Source organism: Actinobaculum massiliense (assembly GCF_001457435.1).
In the GTDB taxonomy this organism is placed as follows: Bacteria; Actinomycetota; Actinomycetes; order Actinomycetales; family Actinomycetaceae; genus Actinobaculum; species Actinobaculum massiliense.
On record NZ_LN881717.1, the window covers coordinates 1424641 to 1442065 of the forward strand.

Here is a 17425-nt window from a genome sequence, read left to right on the forward strand (position 1 = left end):
ATATGCGCGTGAGGTGTGTAGCCCTCGCGCGAAATATGAAGCAAGAAGGGAGGTGAGGACCTTTGGCGGCTAGCCAAGATTGGCTCGAAAAGGATTTCTATAAAGAGCTGGGCGTAAGTAAAGATGCCTCAGCCGATGACATCAAGAAGGCCTATCGCAAGCTTTCGCGAAAGTGGCATCCGGACCGCAATAACGGCTCCAAGGAGGCCGAAGAAAAGTTCAAGAGAGTTGGCGAGGCGTATCAGGTTCTCTCCAATCCCGAGGATCGAAAACAATATGATGCCATCCGCGCCCTCGGCGGCGGGGGAGCGAGGTTCCGGGCCGGTGGCGCGGGATCGAGCGGCGGAAACGCCGGCTTTGAGGATCTCTTCTCCTCAATGTTCGGTGGGGCTGGCGGCCAGACGGGGGCCAGGAGCTGGAACTACAGCGCCGGCGGCGATTCTGGTTTTGCCAATGCGTTCTCAGGGCTGTTCGGGGGCGGCAACGCTTCCGGCTTCGGCGGATTCGGCGGCTCGCGCCGCCCGCAGAAGGGCCAGGATATGCAGGCCTCGATTTCCTTGCCGTTGCGTCAAGCCGTTGAGGGTGCCACGGTGAAGATCAATACTCGCCAGGGCAAGTCCGTGACGGCCCGCATCCCCGCCGGGGTTTCGGATGGACAAACCATTCGCATCGCTGGCAAGGGCGGCGAGGGATCGAACGGCGGCCCGAATGGCGACATTCGGGTGAAGATTCACGTTGAGCCGCATCCGGTCTACGAAGTAGACGGCTCGGATGTGTATGTGAATCTACCGGTTTCCTTCTCGGAGGCCGCACTCGGCACCACCGTGAGCGTTCCGACAATTAACGGCAACTCGGTGCGGCTAAAGATCCCGGCCGGCTCCTCCACCGACAAGGTTTTGCGGGTGCGAGGTAAGGGCCTAGCGAAAAAAGGCCTCGGCAACGGAGATCTCTACGTGCGGCTGAAAGTCATTGTGCCGAAGAAAATGTCGGACGAGGCGCGCGCGGCGGTCGAGGAGTTTGCTCGCGCGACGGCGGGGGCTGATCCTCGAGCGGATTTTGAAAATCTAGCGAAGGCCTAAAGGGCCAGAGCAATCAAGGAGTGTCGTGGTGATGTGCCGCGGCACTCCTTGTTTTAGAAAGCGGTCGCCGCGCCGCAGAGTTGGCGCCGCGCGGGCGCTCGTAGCACCGGCACGGGGCGCAGCGGCGCGTAGCTAAGCGGTCCAGCCGCTCGGCGCGCGCTCCGCAGCGGCGCGCGGCTAAACGGCCCAGTGGCGCGTAGCTTTGAAGAAAGGGGAAGCGTGGCTATTGAGATTCGCTCGGCGCGCGGAGACGATCGGCGCGCGATTATGGAGACCCTGGTTGAGGCATTTTATAGCGAATTTAAGCCGCTTAGCTCCTCGCGTTCGAAGCTCATTGACGGCCTGGCCCACGCCGTGCGCCCCGAGCGCTTCCTCGTGGCGGTGGAGCGCACCGGCGCGAGCGGCGACGTCGTCGGAACAGTGGCGATCGTTTTAGGGGGAAAGAGTCCGCTAGAACCCGAGGGGAAACTGCTCGCGCGCCACGTGGGGTTGGTTCACGGTCACCTGGGCGGGCGGATTCTGCAACGCGAAATGAGCGCGCCGATTAAGGTGCGCCCCGAGGATGCCTACCTCTCGTGCGTGGCGGTGAAGAAGAGCCACCGCGGGTATGGGATTGCGACTCGGCTGATCGACGCGGCGGTGCGCGAGGTGAGTGCGCCGCGATATCTACTGGACGTGATGGCCGGCAACGAAAAGGTGCTCAAGCTCTATCGCAAAGAAGGCTTCGAGATTTTGGGCGAGTCGAAGGAGCCGTTCGGGAAGCTCAAGGGTTTCGGGCATCGTTATATTCTCGCTAAAAATGGCGAAAAACCGGAATAAAATAGATGTTTTGAAAGTTGATGAGGGTAGACTCAAGGGCACGAAGGAGGGGGAATGGCTGGACGTGACGCGGCGCTACTAACAATTTCAGTGGCGGCGGAGCTTGCCGGAATGCACGCGCAGACCCTCCGGCAATACGATCGGCTGGGAATTGTGGTGGCGCGGCGGACCAAGGGCGGCGGGCGGCGCTACTCCCTCGCCGATGTCGACAAGCTACAAGAGATTCAGCGGATGTCGCAGGAGGAGGGCATTAACCTCGCGGGTATCTCGCGCATTCTCGCCCTCAATGATGAGATTGAAAAGCTACAGCGTAAGCTCTCTCGGACGCGCTCGCGTCTCGAGGAACAGCAAGCGCAAATGCTCGCCCGCAAGGCGCGCGAGCAACGCATTTTTGCCACCTCCGCCGATGGCTCTACCATTCAGGCACCGAGCGCTGAGCAACTGCGCGCTTACCTGCGCGCGATGGCGCGGGAAGCCCAGCGTCGCAATATGTCTCAGATTGAAGCCTCCCGGCGCGACCGCGCAGGTTCGGCGCAAAACGCGCTTATTCCGTATCGCTAAAGCGCGCGTAGCGCCAGGCCGAGCTCCAGCGCGCGGCGCAACGCGGCGTAGCATAGCGCTACGCTCGCAAGCGCAACAGCGCCATGGTCTCCATGTGCTCCGTTTGCGGGAACATGTCGAAAAGCCTCGCCTCGAGCGCTTCGTAAGATTTCATGACTTCCAGGTCGGTGGCCAGCGTGGCGATATTGCAGGAAGAGTAAATCGCCCATGGCGGCCGGTGCTCCTCTAGCCACGGCGCGAGCTCTTTCAGTCCGCGTCGGGGCGGATTCACGATCACGATATCGGGCGCTTCGCTTTCCTCGCGTGCGGCTTGCGCCGCGTCGCCCGCGATAAAGCGCACGCTTCCGGACGCGGCGCTCTCCGCTCGCTCGGCGTGCCCAGCGCGGGCCGCCGCTCGCTTGGCCGCGCGGATAGCCGGTTCACTGATCTCCACTCCCAAGACATTTCGACCCGGGCCGGCGACGCTCAATGCAAATCCGCCCACCCCGCAGTACAGGTCCCAAATGGCCACCGGGCGCCGCGCCACGCTTTGCTCGCACCAGGCGCGGGCCTGGGCGTACATCGCGCGAGCGATATCAGTGTTCGTTTGGAAGAACGAGCCCGGGCGCAAGTACAGCTCGAAATCGGGGCCCAGTTGCATAGGGAGCTGTTCGGCATCGGTCAAGAAAATCTCTTCTGTGCCCTCGACCAGCGCGGCGCGCTCGGGCAGGAGGTTCGCGGTGACTACCAGCGCCTGCGGGATCCGCTCGCGTAGCCAGGGCAAATGCTTCTTGATTCGCACCACCGATTCGGTCGAGCGCAGCACGAAGCGGATCATCAGGGCGCCGCTGGGCGCCACCGACACCAGGATGTTCTTCAGCTCCCCGCGCCCAGAGCGGACGTCGAAGGGCACCAGCTTCGCGCGCGTTATGAACTCGCTCAGCGGTGGAAAAGTAGCCGCAATGCGCTCGTCGTAGAGTCCGCATTCGCGCAGGTCAACGCCAGTTTTTTCGGCGTCGAGAATTCCCAGGGTGGGAGCCTGAACGCTTCCGCCCACCACCATTTTGGCTTTATTACGAAAATGTGATTCGGGCGAGCTGGCCGGGGGAAGCCAGCGCGGAGCCCACGGCGCCAGCACGGCGCGGGCGCGCTCGAGCTTCGCCGCGAGTTGCCGCTCGTAAGGCACATTCATCAGCGCACACGAGCGGCAAATACCCGCGTCAAAATAATCGCATTGCACGAGGGCAAGCGTATCGTTACGCCTCCACCATCACCAATTCGCGCGGGGCACCGCGCCGCTGAGGAGGATCAAGTTCGACGCCGACTATCGAACCGCCGCCGGGGGTATGGCGACCGGTGAGCTTACCCGCAAGTTCGGCCAGGGCTTCCGGATCTTCCGGCGGAATCGGCTCGCGCAGAGCCAATCCAGCGATCAGCCCGCGGAAATACTTGGCGCTATGGGAAACCGTTTGCTGTGATCCGTCCCCGCGCAACCGCACCGCATTGATTTTCACCACTTCGGCGCTGGCCGGTGGTTTCCAGCCCGCGTAGTCGGCGGAACGGGCATCAATCACCAGCTGGTTTTCGGCCACCGGGTCGAGGGCGGACCACAGCTTCGCCCAGCGCGCTTTCGGAGTTCCGCCCGGGAGGGGATTGCTCATACCCAGGCGGTAGCGCGGGATGGGATCGGAAAAACGTAGCATCCCGAAAAGCGCCGAGGCGATAAGAACGCTTTCGCCCGCGCGCTCGAGCTGGGCCGGCTGGAGGTTAGCGAAATTTGCGGCGGCGTAGAGCACGCCGTTGAAAACTTGATAGGCCGGGCCCGTGGGCAAGTCCGCTAGCTCGATCTGCTCGAGGACCTCGTCGGCTATTTTCGGACCGGCTTTCAAGATCTGCATGCCCTCCGGGGTGGCGGAGACGGCGGCGAGTTCGTCAATGAGTTCTTCGCGTAACCGCGTGAACTCGGGGAAAGCGAGCTGGTTTAGATCCAGCGGCGCGTTGCCAGCGGGCGGGGCGGTTTTGCCGGCTGAAGGCGGAAGAAGAATAATCATGGCGGGCTAGTTTCCTGTGTTCTGAGCTTCGCCGTCGATCGCTCCGCCGCGCGGTTGCGTTCCCTTCCACCCAAAAAGCACGGCTCCGGTGGTTTCGTCCGTCACCGTGACGCGGTAGAACGGTTCCACTTCGACGGCAACGGAAATTGCGGAGCGCGAAGCCCGCTCGGCGACGCGATAGGTGATGCGCGGATTGTCCTTGTCGAGGACTTCTAGTATCCCGTTTGCTATCCACGGGTGCTGGCGGCGCACGCCAATCAGCCCGCGATAGATATTTTCGATATGTTTGCCCAGCTCAGAGAGATTCTCTGGGGCGGGTGGCAGGGGCGGGCGAAGTTGATCGTCGGAGCTGAAGCCGGAGAGCTTTTCCCCGCGGAAGCCCTGCTCATCGCCGTAGTAAATGGACGGCATCCCGGGCAGGGTCAAGAGGATCGCGGCCGCCAAAATCGCGCCTTCTTCGCCCAGCTCATTGGCGATACGGGTGACGTCGTGGTTGCCAATAAAAGTGTTCGGAACAAAATGCTCAACGAATTGGGCGTGGCGCTGCAGGTTCCAGTCCAGTTCCCAGAAATTCGCCGATTGGATAGAAGACTGAATGGATTTCCACAGCTCGTATTGGGTGAGGGTATCAACGGTGGACTGCTCCACGAAATCCGCGTAGTCCCCGTGGATTACCTCTCCTAGGAAAAGCACGTCCGGGTAGGCGCTTCGCACTTCGCCCAGCACTTCCCGCCAAAAATCAGTGGGCACCGCATAGGCCACGTCGAGGCGCCACCCAGCAATTCCGCGCTGGAGCCAGAATTTCATCGCCTCAACCACGAGCTCGCGCACCTCTGGTTTGGAGTGATCGAGCGTAATGAGCTCGCCGTGTCCCTCCCAACTATGGAGCGTGCCGTCGGCGTTGCGAAGCCCGAGTTCCTCAACCCGCGGATGCTCGCGCGAGACGTGGTTAAAGACGCCGTCGAGCATCACGTGGATGCCCTTTTGGTTGGCGAGGGCGACGAGGCGCTCGAGATCCGCATTGGTTCCCAGGCGCGGGTCGAGCCGGAAATGGTCGAGGGTATCGTAACCGTGAGAAACCGAGGCGAAAACCGGGCCGAGCAGGAGGCCGTTGGCGCCGAGTTGGATAATGTAATCGAGCCACGGTTCCAGGCGCGGTAGGCGGGCGACGGGCGCGCTCGCGGGATCGAAGTCGCGCACGGGCGCGCCGCACGCACCGAGCGGGAAAACGTGCCACCACACCGTTGAGCTGAGCATTTGTTGTGTGTTCACGGCCTCTCCTTTGCTGCTTAGGCCCAGTCTAAGCGGTGGTTTACGACGCCGTGTACATTTCGCTACGCGCCTGCGGGCGGGCTCGCTTGCGCGGATTAAGGAGACCCGAGCGCCTGCGCGCGGGCATGCGCTGGCGCGGCGCCCGCCCGCCTAGCTCGCCAATCGCGTCAGCGCAGGCTAATCTCCGCCTTGTGGGTCCAGCCGGAGGCCACCTGCAAAGTGGTCGGCGTGGCATCGGCCGGAATGTCGTAGAGCATGGTGCCTTCCAGCGTGTTGCCGGGGTTGATGTCCTTGTAGAGGATGTTGTCCTCGATATATGCCCAATCACCGGACGTGGAGTGCTCGCGGCCCTGATCGTCAATCAGCTTCTGGTTGGTTTCGGAGAACGACTCCGCCTCGTTTCCGTTGTTCTTGATCGAGACGTGAATGAGGACGTACTGGCCCTGCGGCTTCTTGCCGAATCCGGGCGTACCGACCTGCGTGACGCCGGTTTCCACGGACTTGGCCGTCACCTCAAGGTCGCCGACGGCGACTGGCTGGCCAATCCCCGCCGCGGCTTCCTTTTTCTGCTCGGCGGGTGCTTCTTCGCCGGCCTGGCCGGACTGCTGATCCGCCGACTGGCCGGCGGCGGGAGCCTGCCCGGACTGTGACGTAGAGGTGGATCCGGACTTACCGTTCGACCCGCCGCCCCCGGCGATCGCGCCGATGATTCCAATCACCACCACCGCAAGCACGGCGGTGAGGATCTTGTGGCGCGCAAACCAGCTCTTCTTTTTCTGCGGCTGGCTACTGGGCTGTTCGCTGGGCTGCCCGGCGGGTTCGAAGGGTGCGTGGGAATTGGTTTGCTCAGACACTGTGAAACCTTTCGTTGCGATGCTGTCTGTTTGAGAAAGCGGGCGTGGCCCTTTAGCTTCGTTGTTGAATCTAACGACGACGCCGCCCGCCGCGAATCGTCCGATCGGTCAGAGAGGACTACCCAAAAGAATGAAAACGGTGTCGGAGCCGGACCGTAAGGTTTGTGCTATGGCAAATCAGAGCGGGGCATCCACGCCGGGGTCGGACGGAGCCGGTCCCGAAACGGCTCGGGAAGGGTGGAACGAAAGCCCAGAAGAAAAAGAAAACGCCGTGGCATGGGTCCCGGTGGCGGCTTTCTGTGCATTTATCGGTATGGGTACCGCCCTTGGCAGGATTAAAAGCGGAGAGTTTTCAGGCTGGCAGCAGCTTTGGGTTGCGGCGGATTTTTCCCTAAGCATCGCGGCATTGGTGGCGGTGCCGATTCTGGTTCGGCGTCGTCACCATAACCCCACCGAGTCACTACAGCTTCTCGGGTTGGCCCAACTCGTTACCTCGTGCGGGCCGGCGATGGGATTCGCGCTGCCGGCCTACCTGCGCCAAGCACCGAAATCGCGCAGAATTCTGGCAAGCGCGATTTACATTCTTCTCTGCGTGATTATGTTTGCCCGCGATCTGGTGGGACAATCCGAACAATCCTCGTTCCTGCGCGGGGTGGGAACTGACACGACAGGCGGGGACCTCGATCTGGGCTGGGTGGCGTTCGCGTTTGCGGTTGTGGTAGTGATTCCCATTGCCTGGGGAATGTATGACCTGGCGAAGGGGCTAGCGGAAACCGAGCAGGAGCGCGCCGAAGCGGAAAAGACCCGCGCAGAGGCCGAAAAAACTCGCGCGGATGCCGAGCGCAAGCGTGCCGAGCAACAGCGCAAGCGCGCTGAACGCCAGCGCAAGCGCGCCGAAAAACAAGGCCAGCGGGCGCAGGCCGAACAGGCGCGGTCCGAGGGCTTGGCAACGGAGCTCTTCCGCCAGCGTGAACGGGACGTCATTGCGCGCAATATTCACGATTCGATTGGCCATAAGCTCAGCCTGGTCACCCTCCAGGCGGGCGGCCTGGAATTGGCGGCCGGCGTGGACAATCCCGCTCTTGCCCAGGAGGCGAGTGCGGTGCGCGAAACTGCTCAGCAGGCCGTCGATGATTTGCGCTCGCTGGTTTCGGTTATGCGCGATCCGCAGACCTCTTTGTGTGATTTCTTCTCTCGCTCGGGCTTGACCGAGATCGGTCAGGTGGTAGACGAGGTTGCCGAAGCGGGACTGCAGGTCACCTCGACGGTAGTGATTGACAGTGCTTCTACCGCACCGTCTGCCCTCAGCTCTGCCGCCTACGGAATTGTGGAAGAACTGCTGACGAACTCGGTGAAGCATTCGCCCGGTTTGCCGTTGCGGCTAAAAATCAGCGGCGGGCCGCGCGATGGGCTCACTATTCACGCCGCCAATACCGGACAAGCGCCAAGCGCGCCGAATCGGGCCGCGGCGCGCCCCGGAAGCGCCGGACCCGGAAGCGCCGGACCATCCCGTTCCCGCTCTATCCGCGAGTGCGTGGAATCCGTGGGCGGGCGCTATAGCGTTAAGCAGGATGCGGATAGCTATAGCGTCGATATCTGGCTGCCGTGGAAATAAACGTAGCGACGCGGTGGCCGGGCGGCGGCGTCGTGCACTCGGGTAGATTAGCGGGGTGCAGGGAAAAGAGATTCGGGTTCTGATTGTGGACGACGATGCTCTGGCGCGGGCGACGATTGCGCGCCTGCTGGAGCGCGCAGACGTGGGAGTGCAGATCCGCGTGGTGGGCGAAGCCGAGAGCGGGGAAGAAGCGCTGGAAAAGGTAATCGCCCATCGCCCCGACGTAGTGCTCATGGATATCCAAATGCGCAATATGGACGGAATCACCGCCACAAAGAAAATCCGCGAGATGCCGCACGCGCCCGAGGTCATCGTTGTTACCGTTTTCGACGCGAATGACGAGGCAATCCGCGCCGCGGAGGCGGGCGCGGCCGGGTTCTTGCTAAAAAACGACGATCCGCGCGAATTTGCCCGCGCGGTCAGCAATGTGGCGAAAGGCAACGGCGCACTTTCGGCACGCGCGGCGAAGCAGATCTTGAGCTTCATCGCCTACGAAGCTGACAACGGAAACCGGCGGGAACGCGAACGCGTGCTCGGCCTCCTTTCCGAAAATGAGCTTGCCGTAGCGCGGCTGGTGACCGCCGGGAAAACCAATGCGGAGATTGCCGCTGAGCGCTTCGTATCCGAATCGACGATCAAATCACAGCTGGCGTCAATCCAAGCGAAGCTGGGTATCGCGAACCGAGTGCTGGTGGCGGTGGAAATAACTAAGGCAGGTTTGGCGTAATACTTGGTAGCGCCAGCGCGGCGAGCGCCGGCGGCGAACGCCAGCGGTGCGCATATCCGCGCGGCTGGCGCCGCTCGCGCCGCAGCTCAGCTGGTGCTGCCGCCAGGTAGCCGAAAGGACTTATCGTGAATTCATCTCATCAGCTTCGCTCCGGCGAATCCGCGCTTCTGGGTGCGGTTCGCAAGGCCGCGCGTTCCCTCGCGGGCACGATAGCGGGCCGCGGCCCGGCGGCGCCGCTAGGCACAGCGCGGCAGATGAATGCGGATCTGATTGAGGGTGCGCAGCGTGCCGTGCGGCTCGTTCCGCGGGTGGCGCACCTGGACGTCGACCTCTCCGGCGTCGCGCTAGGGGCGGTTTCGCGGGAAGGCTGGCTTGACGAAGCCGCGCCAGGGATCGAGCGAATGTTCGGCGATGTCTCCGAACTCGGCAGTAACCCGGTGATTCCGGTTGGTTTTTCATTTGTGGCGCGCTCGATTCTGGGCCAGTACGAGCCCTACGCCAAGCGGCTGACCCTTGTGGCGCCCAATATTTATGCTTTCGAGGCCGAATATGACCTAAACCGGAGGGATGTGAGCCTATGGGTCGCCGCCCACGAGCTTACGCACGCCGCGCAGTTTGAGGCGGCGCCCTGGCTAAAAGAAGAGTTGCGCGGATTTATCGGCAAGGTAGTGAACGACGGCGCCTCTGATTTGGCGCCGATCAATGCGCTTATGAGCGTGCTCGAAGGTCACGCGGAGTACGTGATGAATGAGCTTCCGAGCGCGGAGTTGCCTACCCGCCGCCAGCTCGAACGCGCGATTGCAGCCAAGCGCGAAGCCAAGGCGAAAAAGAAGGGCGCCCGCCTGCGCGAGGCAACCGGGATTGCTCAGAAGGCACGCCAGTACTCACAAGGCAAGGAGTTTGTGCGCGGCGCAATTGAGGCCGCCGGCGTCGAGAACTTTAACCGCATTTGGCACTCGCGCGAAAACTTCCCCACTCCCGCCGAGCTCGCGGCGCCGGAAGAATGGGTGCGCCGGGTGATTGGCGAGGCGGGGGAGGAGCGCTAGTGGGAGGCCCGCCGAAGGCTTTTGCCGACGCGCGCCGGAGCTTGGCGAGCCTGCTCGAGCAAAACGGGCTTGCCCCCGGAAGCCGCCTCATTGTGGCGGTTTCGGGCGGGTCGGACTCGATGGCCCTCGCTCACGCCGCGCTTTTTGTGGGCAAGCGCTCCGGCTACCCGGTGACGACGGTGACCGTCGATCATGGCATCCGGCCCGGATCGCGCGGCGAGGCGGAGCGGGTGGCGCACACCATGCTCGAATGGGGAGCCAGCGAAGCGCGGGTAACGAGTATTAATGTGGCCGCCACCGCTGGCGCTGGGCCGGAAGGCGCGGCGCGTAGTGGCAGATACAGCGCGATTGCGCGCGAGGTGGCCGGCGCCGGCGGGGCGGCGCCCCAGTTCGCGGATGCGCCGGGCGCGAGTCATGCGCCGCGCGCGGCTGTGCTACTTGGTCATACCCTCGATGACCAGGCGGAAACCGTGCTACTGGGGCTGGGCCGCGGATCGGGAGCCCGCTCGCTGGCGGGGATGGCCCCGGCGGGGCCGCTTCCCGAGCATCCCGAGGTTCTTGCCCTGCGCCCGCTCCTAGCGATTCGCCGCGCAGATCTTCGCCAGGCCCTGCGCCGGGAAGGGATCAGTTGGGTGGACGATCCTACGAATGAGCTGGGCGGGCCATGGAGATCCGCTGATGGTTCTGCCCTTACGCGGGCGTCGATTCGTCACAGCGCGCTACCCGCGCTGGTGGAGGCGCTGGGCCCAGGAACCGTGGAGGCTCTGGCCAGAACAGCCTCGCTACTTCGCCAGGACGCCGATTGCTTGGACTCCCTCGCGGCGCAAGAGCTAGGTAAATACGAGGAAAACTGCGCATTTGATTCTGCCGACTCCCGCCCCGTTAGCATCCCGTGGCTCTTGAGCTTGGAGGGGGCATTGCGCAGCCGAGTGCTACGTGCCTTGGCTCAAAAGGCCGGGGCACGCGAGCTCAGCGCACGCCATAGCGCGGCATTAGAGAAACTCATCACGGGCCCGGGCGGCTATCACGTGGCAGACTTACCGGGTGTGAGGGCGGTGAGGAACGGCCCTCGCTTGAGTTTTGAGAGAATAGGCTAGCAACGTAACCTGAAGGCCCGAGACTTCCCGCGATCGCGGAAGCGGGTAATTGAAAGGAGCGTCCGTGGACGCAAAGGATATGGGCGACAAGCTCGAACACATTCTTGTTACCGAAGAGCAGATTGACGCGAAGCTGGATGAAATGGCGGCCGCAATTGACCGCGATTACGACGGCGATCTTCTTCTGGTTGGCGTCTTGAAGGGCGCTGCCATGGTGATGTCGGACCTCGCCCGTAAGATTCACTCACCCCTGCAAATGGATTGGATGGCCGTCTCCAGCTACGGCCTGGGAACCAAGAGCTCGGGCGTGGTCAAGATCCTCAAGGACTTGGACGCGGACGTAACCGGCCGTCACGTATTGATTGTGGAGGACGTTATCGATTCTGGTCTGACCCTCGATTGGTTGCGCCGTAACCTCATGGCTCGCGGCGCGGGTAGTGTGCGGATTGCCGCTATTTTGCGCAAGCCGGATGCCGCCAAGATCGAGGTGCCGGTGGATTATTTGGGATTCGATATTCCTAACGAATTTGTGGTTGGTTACGGGCTCGATTGGGCAGAACAATTCCGTCATCTGCCATTTGTGGGCACTCTGGCCCCGCACGTATACGGAGGATAAGTGGACCAAAGGAACGATGGCACGCCGCGCGAACACCCCGAAGCGTTCGAGGATTCACCTCAAGAAACGCGGAACGGTGCCCAGGAAACTCGGATAGGCGGGCGTGCCAGCGGTCCGCAAGAAGCCTCGGGTGGGCGTCACGCCTCGGGGGATGGCACGGCGGCCGGCCAGGCGCAAGACCCTGCCGCCGGCCCGGCGCAAAGCCCCGAGGCTGGCCCCGCGAACGGCTCGGCCGCGCAGGAGCCCCGCCCGAGCAAAAAGACCTCGAGTGATTACGAGGAAGCCCGGCGTCGGCGTCGTGCCCAAAAACCCAAGAACCTTGAGGTGCATCAAAAGCGCCAGGAACGGCAGCGTGAACGCGACAAGGGCGAGAAGGCCCGCAAGTCGCGCAACCGTACGCTGGGCGGACTCCTCATGATGGTGCTGGTGGGCGTGCTGGCATTTAACCTGTTCAGCTCCATGCAGTGGAAGACGGTCAACACTTCCGAGGGTATGGAGTTACTCAAGAGTGCGCAAATTGAGCGTGCGGAGGTCACCGACGGCGCTAATCGCGTGAAGCTGTGGCTGAAGGAAAACACGGAAACCGTGCTTCCGGACGGCAATACGCGCGACGTGGGCAAGCAGGTGCAGTTCCAGTACCTCGACCCGCAGGGCGAGCAAGTGGCGCGGCTGTTGAATAGCGCCGAAATTGAGCGCGGCTATAGCTCGGTGGTGCCGCAGCAGTCGTTGCTCAGCTCCATGCTTATTATGTTCCTGCCGATGGTGCTGATCCTGGGCGTGTTCTGGTGGTTTATCCGCCAGCAACAGACCGGGCGCGGGCTCGGCCTGCGCGATCGGAACCCCGAAGCCGAGGTGCCGGACGTGACCTTCGCGGATGTAGCCGGCGAGGACGAGGCGGTGCAGGAAGTCTCCGAGGTGGTCGATTTCCTCAAGAATCCGGGGCGCTACGAAAAGGTGGGGGCGAAGATCCCCCGCGGCGTTTTGCTCTACGGCCCGCCCGGAACCGGCAAAACGCTGGTCGCCAAGGCGGTGGCCGGCGAAGCAGACGTGCCATTCTTCTCCATCTCGGCCTCCGAGTTTGTGGAGCTGTACGTGGGCATGGGCGCCTCGCGCGTGCGTGAGCTGTTTAAGGCCGCCAAGAAAAAGGCGCCGTCGATCATCTTCATTGATGAGATCGACGCCGTTGGCCGCGGGCGCGGAATTGGCATGGGCGGCGGAAATGACGAACGCGAGCAGACCCTCAACCAGCTCTTGGTGGAGATGGACGGCTTCGATAATCGCGATCAGGTGGTGCTGATTGCCGCGACGAACCGGCCGGATGTGCTTGATCAGGCGCTGCTCCGGCCGGGGCGTTTTGACCGCCAAATTGCGGTGGACGCGCCGGACCAGAAGGGCCGCGAAGCGATTTTGCGGGTGCACGCGAAAGATAAGCCGCTTGCCCCGGATGTGGAGCTGGCCGCGGTGGCCAAGCGCACGCCCGGATTTACCGGCGCGGACCTGGCGAATATCCTCAACGAGGCGGCCCTGCTGACCGCTCGTGATAATCGCGAAATGATTACCAATGCGGATGTGGACGAAGCCTCCGACCGAGTGATGGCCGGTCCGCAGCGTCGCTCGCGGGTGATGAGCCCGGAGGACCGGCGCATGACGGCCTATCACGAGGGCGGGCACGCGCTTGCGGCCGCGGCACTCAACCACACCGATCCGGTGACCAAGGTGACGATTCTTCCGCGTGGGCGCGCGCTGGGCTACACCATGGTGATGCCGACCGAGGATCGTTATTCGGTGACGCGCAACCAGTTGCTTGACCAGCTCACCTACGCGCTAGGTGGCCTGACGGCGGAGGAAGTGATTTTCCACGATCCGTCCACCGGAGCCTCGAACGATATCCAGAAGGCCACGGATACCGCGCGCAAGATGGTCACCGAGTACGGCATGAGTAGCCAGGTTGGTGCGGTGCGGCTGGTCCCCACCGAGCAGGAGCAAGCTGAACCTTTCGCTCCCGCGCGCAACCATTCCGAGCAGCTTTCCGCCACGGTCGACGCCGAAGTGCGGGCGCTGATGGAATCGGCCCACACCGAGGCCTGGCAGATCATCACCGAGAATCGGGATATTTTGGACCGCTTGGCGGCGGTGTTGCTGGAAAAGGAAACCGTGCTGGAGGCCGAGCTGGCGGAAATCTTTGCTGGTGTGCGCAAGGCCCCGGCCCGGGAGGTGTGGCTGTCCAATCCGAACCGGCCGGTTTCCGAGAAAGCGCCAATTCCGCTTCCGGAAGGGAAAACCGAAGCCCAAGCCGCCGAGGATCAGAAGCTACGCCCGCCCGAACTTGGCGCCACTACGGCTGGCGGGACGCTAGGTGGAGCGAGCGAGGCAGGGGGTGGCGCCTCAGGCGGTAGCGCCGGGCCCGCGGGCGGCCCGCAAGGACCGGGGGTGACCGGGCGTGAATAAAGCGGACGTGGCGAGCGACGCGGCGGGCGTTGCCGCGCCGGGCGCGGTGCCGACCGCGGCACGCGAAGCGAAGATCGCGGCGGCAGTGCGCGAGATTCTGGTAGCGATTGGCGAGGACCCCGAGCGGGATGGACTCCGGGAAACCCCGGCGCGCATTGCCCGGGCAATGTCCGAGGTCTTTGCCGGTATCGGCCACGATCCGGATGCGGTGCTTGATGCCCAGTTCGACGTGGGGTTCCACGAAATGGTGATCGTGCGCGATATCGGGTTTTACTCGGTGTGCGAGCACCACCTCCTGCCGTTTTTCGGTACCGCCTCGGTCGCCTATATCCCCGGCAAGGAAGGCAAGGTGACCGGGCTGTCTAAATTGGCCCGACTGGTCAAGGGATACGCCGCCCGCCCGCAGGTACAAGAACGCCTCACCACCCAAATTGCCGAAGCATTGATGAGCCGCCTGAGCGCGGCCGGCGCGCTGGTAGTGATAAAGGCCGAGCACATGTGCATGACGATGCGGGGCGTGAAGAGCCCCGGCGCGCAAACCGTGACCTCAGCGGTGCGCGGGCAGTTGCGCAATTCAAGCACCCGAGCCGAAGCCATGAGCCTTATCGAAGGAAGCTAGGAATGGAAATTTTTGGTGGAAACACCACCCGCGTGATGGGAATCGTGAACGTTACGCCCGATTCATTTTCCGACGGCGGTAAATGGGCAGACCCGAGCTCCGCGATCGCCCACGGCCGCGAGCTTATCGCCCAAGGCGCGGACATCCTCGACATTGGTGGGGAGTCAACCCGGCCCGGCGCCACCCTGCTTTCCTGGCAAGAGGAATGGGAGCGGATAGGCGACGTCGTCGAAACATTGGCGGCGGAAATTCCGGTGTCGGTGGATACCTACCACGCGCAGACCGCGCGGCTGGCGGCTGAGCGCGGGGCAGCGATTATCAATGACGTCACCGGCGGGCACGGCGATCCGCAGATGCTGGAGGTCGCGGCCGAGGCAGGAGAGAAGTTCGGCACCGCGTACATCTTGCAGCACGGGCGCGGAAATGCGCAGGATATGAACTCGCGCGCGAGCTACCAGGATGTTGCGGAGGATGTTTGCGTCGAGGTGCTCGAGAGTCTTCAGAGGGCGTTACGTGCTGGGCTTGATCCAATGCGGATTATTTTGGATCCGGGATTCGGGTTTGCGAAAACGAGTAAGCAGGGCTGGGAGCTGGCGGCGAAAATTGATGGCTTTTTGGAGCTCGGTTACCCCGTGCTTATTGGCGTCTCCCGCAAGCGGTTCCTGGCAGAATTCGAGGCGCGCGCGGGTAGCGTTGCGCTCGGTGGCGCTTCGGCAAGCGCGGTTACACCGAGCGCGCTCCATCCGCGCGATGCGGCGACCGCCGCTCTCACCCAATACTTTGCCGAGAAAGGCGCTTGGGCTGTGCGCGTGCACGAGGTTCCCGGTTCTCGGGCTGCCGCGGATGTGGCGGCGCGCCTGCAGGCTGCGGGCGCATTCGTGAGAGTTCCTGGTACGCGAGATGCGGGTGCGGCCACGAAAGCCTCTGGCGCGCGGGATGTGGATGCATCCACGAAAGTTCCTGGCATGGGCGCGGCGGCGGATGCCAGCGCAGAGAGTCGATCCAATGGAAACTAGCCGCTTCGGGTTCAGCTTCGACTCGGTAAAAATCACCGGGGTACGAGTGCTGGCTAGCCACGGTGTTTTCGCCGAGGAACGAGAGCGGTGCGTTCCCTTTATCGCGGACGTCGAGGCGCTGATCGATGCCCGGTGCGCGGCCAGCGGGGACGAGGTGGCAAAGACGGTTTCCTACGCGGATTTGGCCGACGATGCGGAAAGCGTGCTTAGCTCGGGCGCGGTGAACCTCATCGAAACCCTAGCTGAGCGCATCGCGCAGAAAGTTCTTGCGCGCGGTGCGCTGGCGGTGGAGGTGACCGTCCATAAGCCTGAGGCTCCGGTGCGCCAAGAATTTGCCGATGCCGCGGTGACGATTCGCCGCGACGGTCCCCTTTTGGCGAGCGGCACAATCCGACATGTGGTGATTGGTCTCGGGGCCAACCTCGGCGATCCGGTGCAGACGCTGAACTGGGCGATGGAAGAAATCCGCCGGTTGCCGGTGCACGTGACTGGAGTTTCGCAGTTTGTGCAAACCACTCCGGTGTTGGCGCCCGGCCAGGCCGCGCAACCGAACTATGTAAACGCGGTGCTGACCCTGGATACGGCGCTGGCGCCGCTGGAACTGCTCGCGAAATTGCAGGAAATCGAGGTGCGGGGCGGGCGAGTCCGCCATGAGCACTGGGGTGCGCGCTACCTGGATCTGGACATCGAAACCATCGAGGGTGTGCGAAGCGATTACGAGCGGCTCACGCTCCCGCATCCGCGCGCGGACGAGCGTCTTTTTGTGCTCGAGCCCTGGGCAGAAATCGAGCCTGAGGCGTACCTGGCGGGGGAGCCGATTTCGGAACTTATCGACGGGTTGGCGCCGGCGGTGGCGCCTGTGACGGCGCCGGCCACTGGGGAGGCGGGCGCATGAAGCAGGCAAGCTGGCAGGCCGGAGTTATCTCGCTCCTTCTTGGATTGCTGTGCGGAGAAATTGCTCGGCGTGTATTAGAGCGCGCCCCGGTCTCGATCCCTCTCGCCAGCTTTATCCCAATTTTGGGTGTCGCCGCGGCTCTCGCCTGGTTCGGCTGGCAGGTGCGGAAACTGCGCAAACATGAGGAAGCCTCCATCAATCGCATTGGTGCGGCACGAGTGTGGGCCTTCGCCCAAGCCGCGATCCGGGTGGGATCTTTCCTCACCGGGATGTCCGGTGTGGTCGCGATTGGCTACTTCACTGGACTGGCAACCGCCTGGACGGGGGAGCAAACCCTGGCCGTGGTGCTCACGGCGCTCGCGAACTTGGTTTTGGTAATCGTCGGTTACCTGGTCGAGCATTGGTGCCGCATTCTGCCCGACGATGGAGACGAGGACTCTGATCCCGGAAAGCATCGCGGCCCTGAGCCCACCCCAGCCGCCGCGCGCATCGCCGGCGACCATTAGCTCCGCGGATTCTATCTTTCGCGGGATTGAGATTTCCTCTAGTTTCCAAAGAAATCTCCACTCATCGCGGTACGGATCGCTGGCAATCTCCATCCTTCTTGAGTGACGGGGGAGGGGCGAGGAGAAAGAACCTCGCTTCATCTCAGCGGGCCTTCGCCGCTGATCTCCGCTTTGTTGCGGCGGGTGGCTTCATTTTGGTGTGGTTATGCGTGCATATGTCTGCAG

Annotated in this window: 17 protein-coding genes; 13 read left to right on the top strand and 4 right to left on the bottom strand. The window is 63.0% G+C overall.

Annotated features, from left to right (window positions below):
* The first annotated feature begins 62 nt into the window (after positions 1-62).
* The 3 genes from BN2664_RS08050 to BN2664_RS08060 all read left to right on the top strand — a co-directional run bounded on the left by BN2664_RS08050 (position 63) and on the right by BN2664_RS08060 (position 2459).
* On the top strand, positions 63-1079 hold the full coding sequence (locus BN2664_RS08050) for a DnaJ C-terminal domain-containing protein (RefSeq protein WP_007000703.1): 1017 nt from the start codon (positions 63-65) through the stop codon (positions 1077-1079).
* A 219-nt stretch (positions 1080-1298) separates the two neighbouring features.
* A complete protein-coding gene (locus BN2664_RS08055; protein WP_007000702.1) occupies positions 1299-1898 on the top strand; it encodes a GNAT family N-acetyltransferase in 600 nt (199 codons plus the stop codon).
* 54 nt (positions 1899-1952) lie between these two features.
* On the top strand, positions 1953-2459 hold the full coding sequence (locus BN2664_RS08060; protein WP_007000701.1) for a heat shock protein transcriptional repressor HspR: 507 nt from the start codon (positions 1953-1955) through the stop codon (positions 2457-2459).
* A 58-nt stretch (positions 2460-2517) separates the two neighbouring features.
* Here the strand turns inward: BN2664_RS08060 and BN2664_RS08065 are convergent, their stop codons facing one another.
* From BN2664_RS08065 to BN2664_RS08080, 4 genes are all read right to left on the bottom strand, one after another.
* Complete coding sequence (locus BN2664_RS08065) at positions 2518-3678, bottom strand: methyltransferase domain-containing protein (protein WP_040316950.1); 1161 nt, start codon at positions 3676-3678, stop codon at positions 2518-2520.
* Positions 3679-3694: 16 nt separating this feature from the next.
* Positions 3695-4489, bottom strand: coding sequence for a YaaA family protein (locus BN2664_RS08070; RefSeq protein WP_007000699.1), 795 nt, complete (start codon positions 4487-4489; stop codon positions 3695-3697).
* Positions 4490-4495: 6 nt separating this feature from the next.
* Positions 4496-5761: an alpha-amylase family protein gene (locus tag BN2664_RS08075; RefSeq protein ID WP_007000698.1), complete on the bottom strand. Its 1266-nt coding sequence runs from the start codon at positions 5759-5761 to the stop codon at positions 4496-4498.
* Between the two features lie 167 nt (positions 5762-5928).
* Positions 5929-6615: a DUF4352 domain-containing protein gene (locus BN2664_RS08080; protein ID WP_007000697.1), complete on the bottom strand. Its 687-nt coding sequence runs from the start codon at positions 6613-6615 to the stop codon at positions 5929-5931.
* 169 nt (positions 6616-6784) lie between these two features.
* On the opposite strand from BN2664_RS08080, the gene BN2664_RS08085 reads away from it, so the two are divergent.
* The 10 genes from BN2664_RS08085 (at position 6785) to BN2664_RS08130 (ending at position 17200) form a co-directional block, all read left to right on the top strand.
* Positions 6785-8230 carry a sensor histidine kinase gene (locus BN2664_RS08085; RefSeq protein ID WP_051014094.1) on the top strand — a complete coding sequence of 482 codons (1446 nt, stop codon included), beginning with the start codon at positions 6785-6787 and terminating at the stop codon, positions 8228-8230.
* A 55-nt stretch (positions 8231-8285) separates the two neighbouring features.
* Positions 8286-8957 carry a response regulator gene (locus tag BN2664_RS08090; RefSeq protein WP_007000695.1) on the top strand — a complete coding sequence of 224 codons (672 nt, stop codon included), beginning with the start codon at positions 8286-8288 and terminating at the stop codon, positions 8955-8957.
* Between the two features lie 125 nt (positions 8958-9082).
* A complete protein-coding gene (locus BN2664_RS08095) occupies positions 9083-10003 on the top strand; it encodes a zinc-dependent metalloprotease (RefSeq protein ID WP_007000694.1) in 921 nt (306 codons plus the stop codon).
* Positions 10003-11100, top strand: a complete 1098-nt coding sequence (gene tilS / locus BN2664_RS08100) for a tRNA lysidine(34) synthetase TilS (RefSeq protein WP_007000693.1) — start codon at positions 10003-10005, stop codon at positions 11098-11100. Before BN2664_RS08095 ends, tilS begins: the two co-directional genes overlap by 1 nt.
* A 64-nt stretch (positions 11101-11164) precedes the next feature.
* Complete coding sequence (gene hpt, locus BN2664_RS08105; protein ID WP_007000692.1) at positions 11165-11716, top strand: hypoxanthine phosphoribosyltransferase; 552 nt, start codon at positions 11165-11167, stop codon at positions 11714-11716.
* Entirely contained in the window at positions 11717-14164 is a 2448-nt protein-coding gene (ftsH, locus tag BN2664_RS08110; protein WP_007000691.1) for an ATP-dependent zinc metalloprotease FtsH, read from the top strand.
* 46 nt (positions 14165-14210) lie between these two features.
* Positions 14211-14783 carry a GTP cyclohydrolase I FolE gene (gene folE, locus BN2664_RS08115; RefSeq protein ID WP_040317146.1) on the top strand — a complete coding sequence of 191 codons (573 nt, stop codon included), beginning with the start codon at positions 14211-14213 and terminating at the stop codon, positions 14781-14783.
* Positions 14784-14785: 2 nt separating this feature from the next.
* Positions 14786-15799 (top strand): dihydropteroate synthase, encoded by a 1014-nt coding sequence (gene folP / locus BN2664_RS08120; RefSeq protein ID WP_007000689.1) that lies wholly within the window; start codon positions 14786-14788, stop codon positions 15797-15799.
* On the top strand, positions 15789-16694 hold the full coding sequence (gene folK, locus BN2664_RS08125) for a 2-amino-4-hydroxy-6-hydroxymethyldihydropteridine diphosphokinase (protein ID WP_007000688.1): 906 nt from the start codon (positions 15789-15791) through the stop codon (positions 16692-16694). The genes folP and folK overlap by 11 nt, the downstream gene beginning before the upstream one ends.
* The gene (locus tag BN2664_RS08130; RefSeq protein ID WP_007000687.1) at positions 16691-17200 is read left to right on the top strand and encodes a DUF3180 domain-containing protein; all 510 of its coding nucleotides are present in this window, start codon (positions 16691-16693) and stop codon (positions 17198-17200) included. Before folK ends, BN2664_RS08130 begins: the two co-directional genes overlap by 4 nt.
* Positions 17201-17425: the final 225 nt, after the last annotated feature.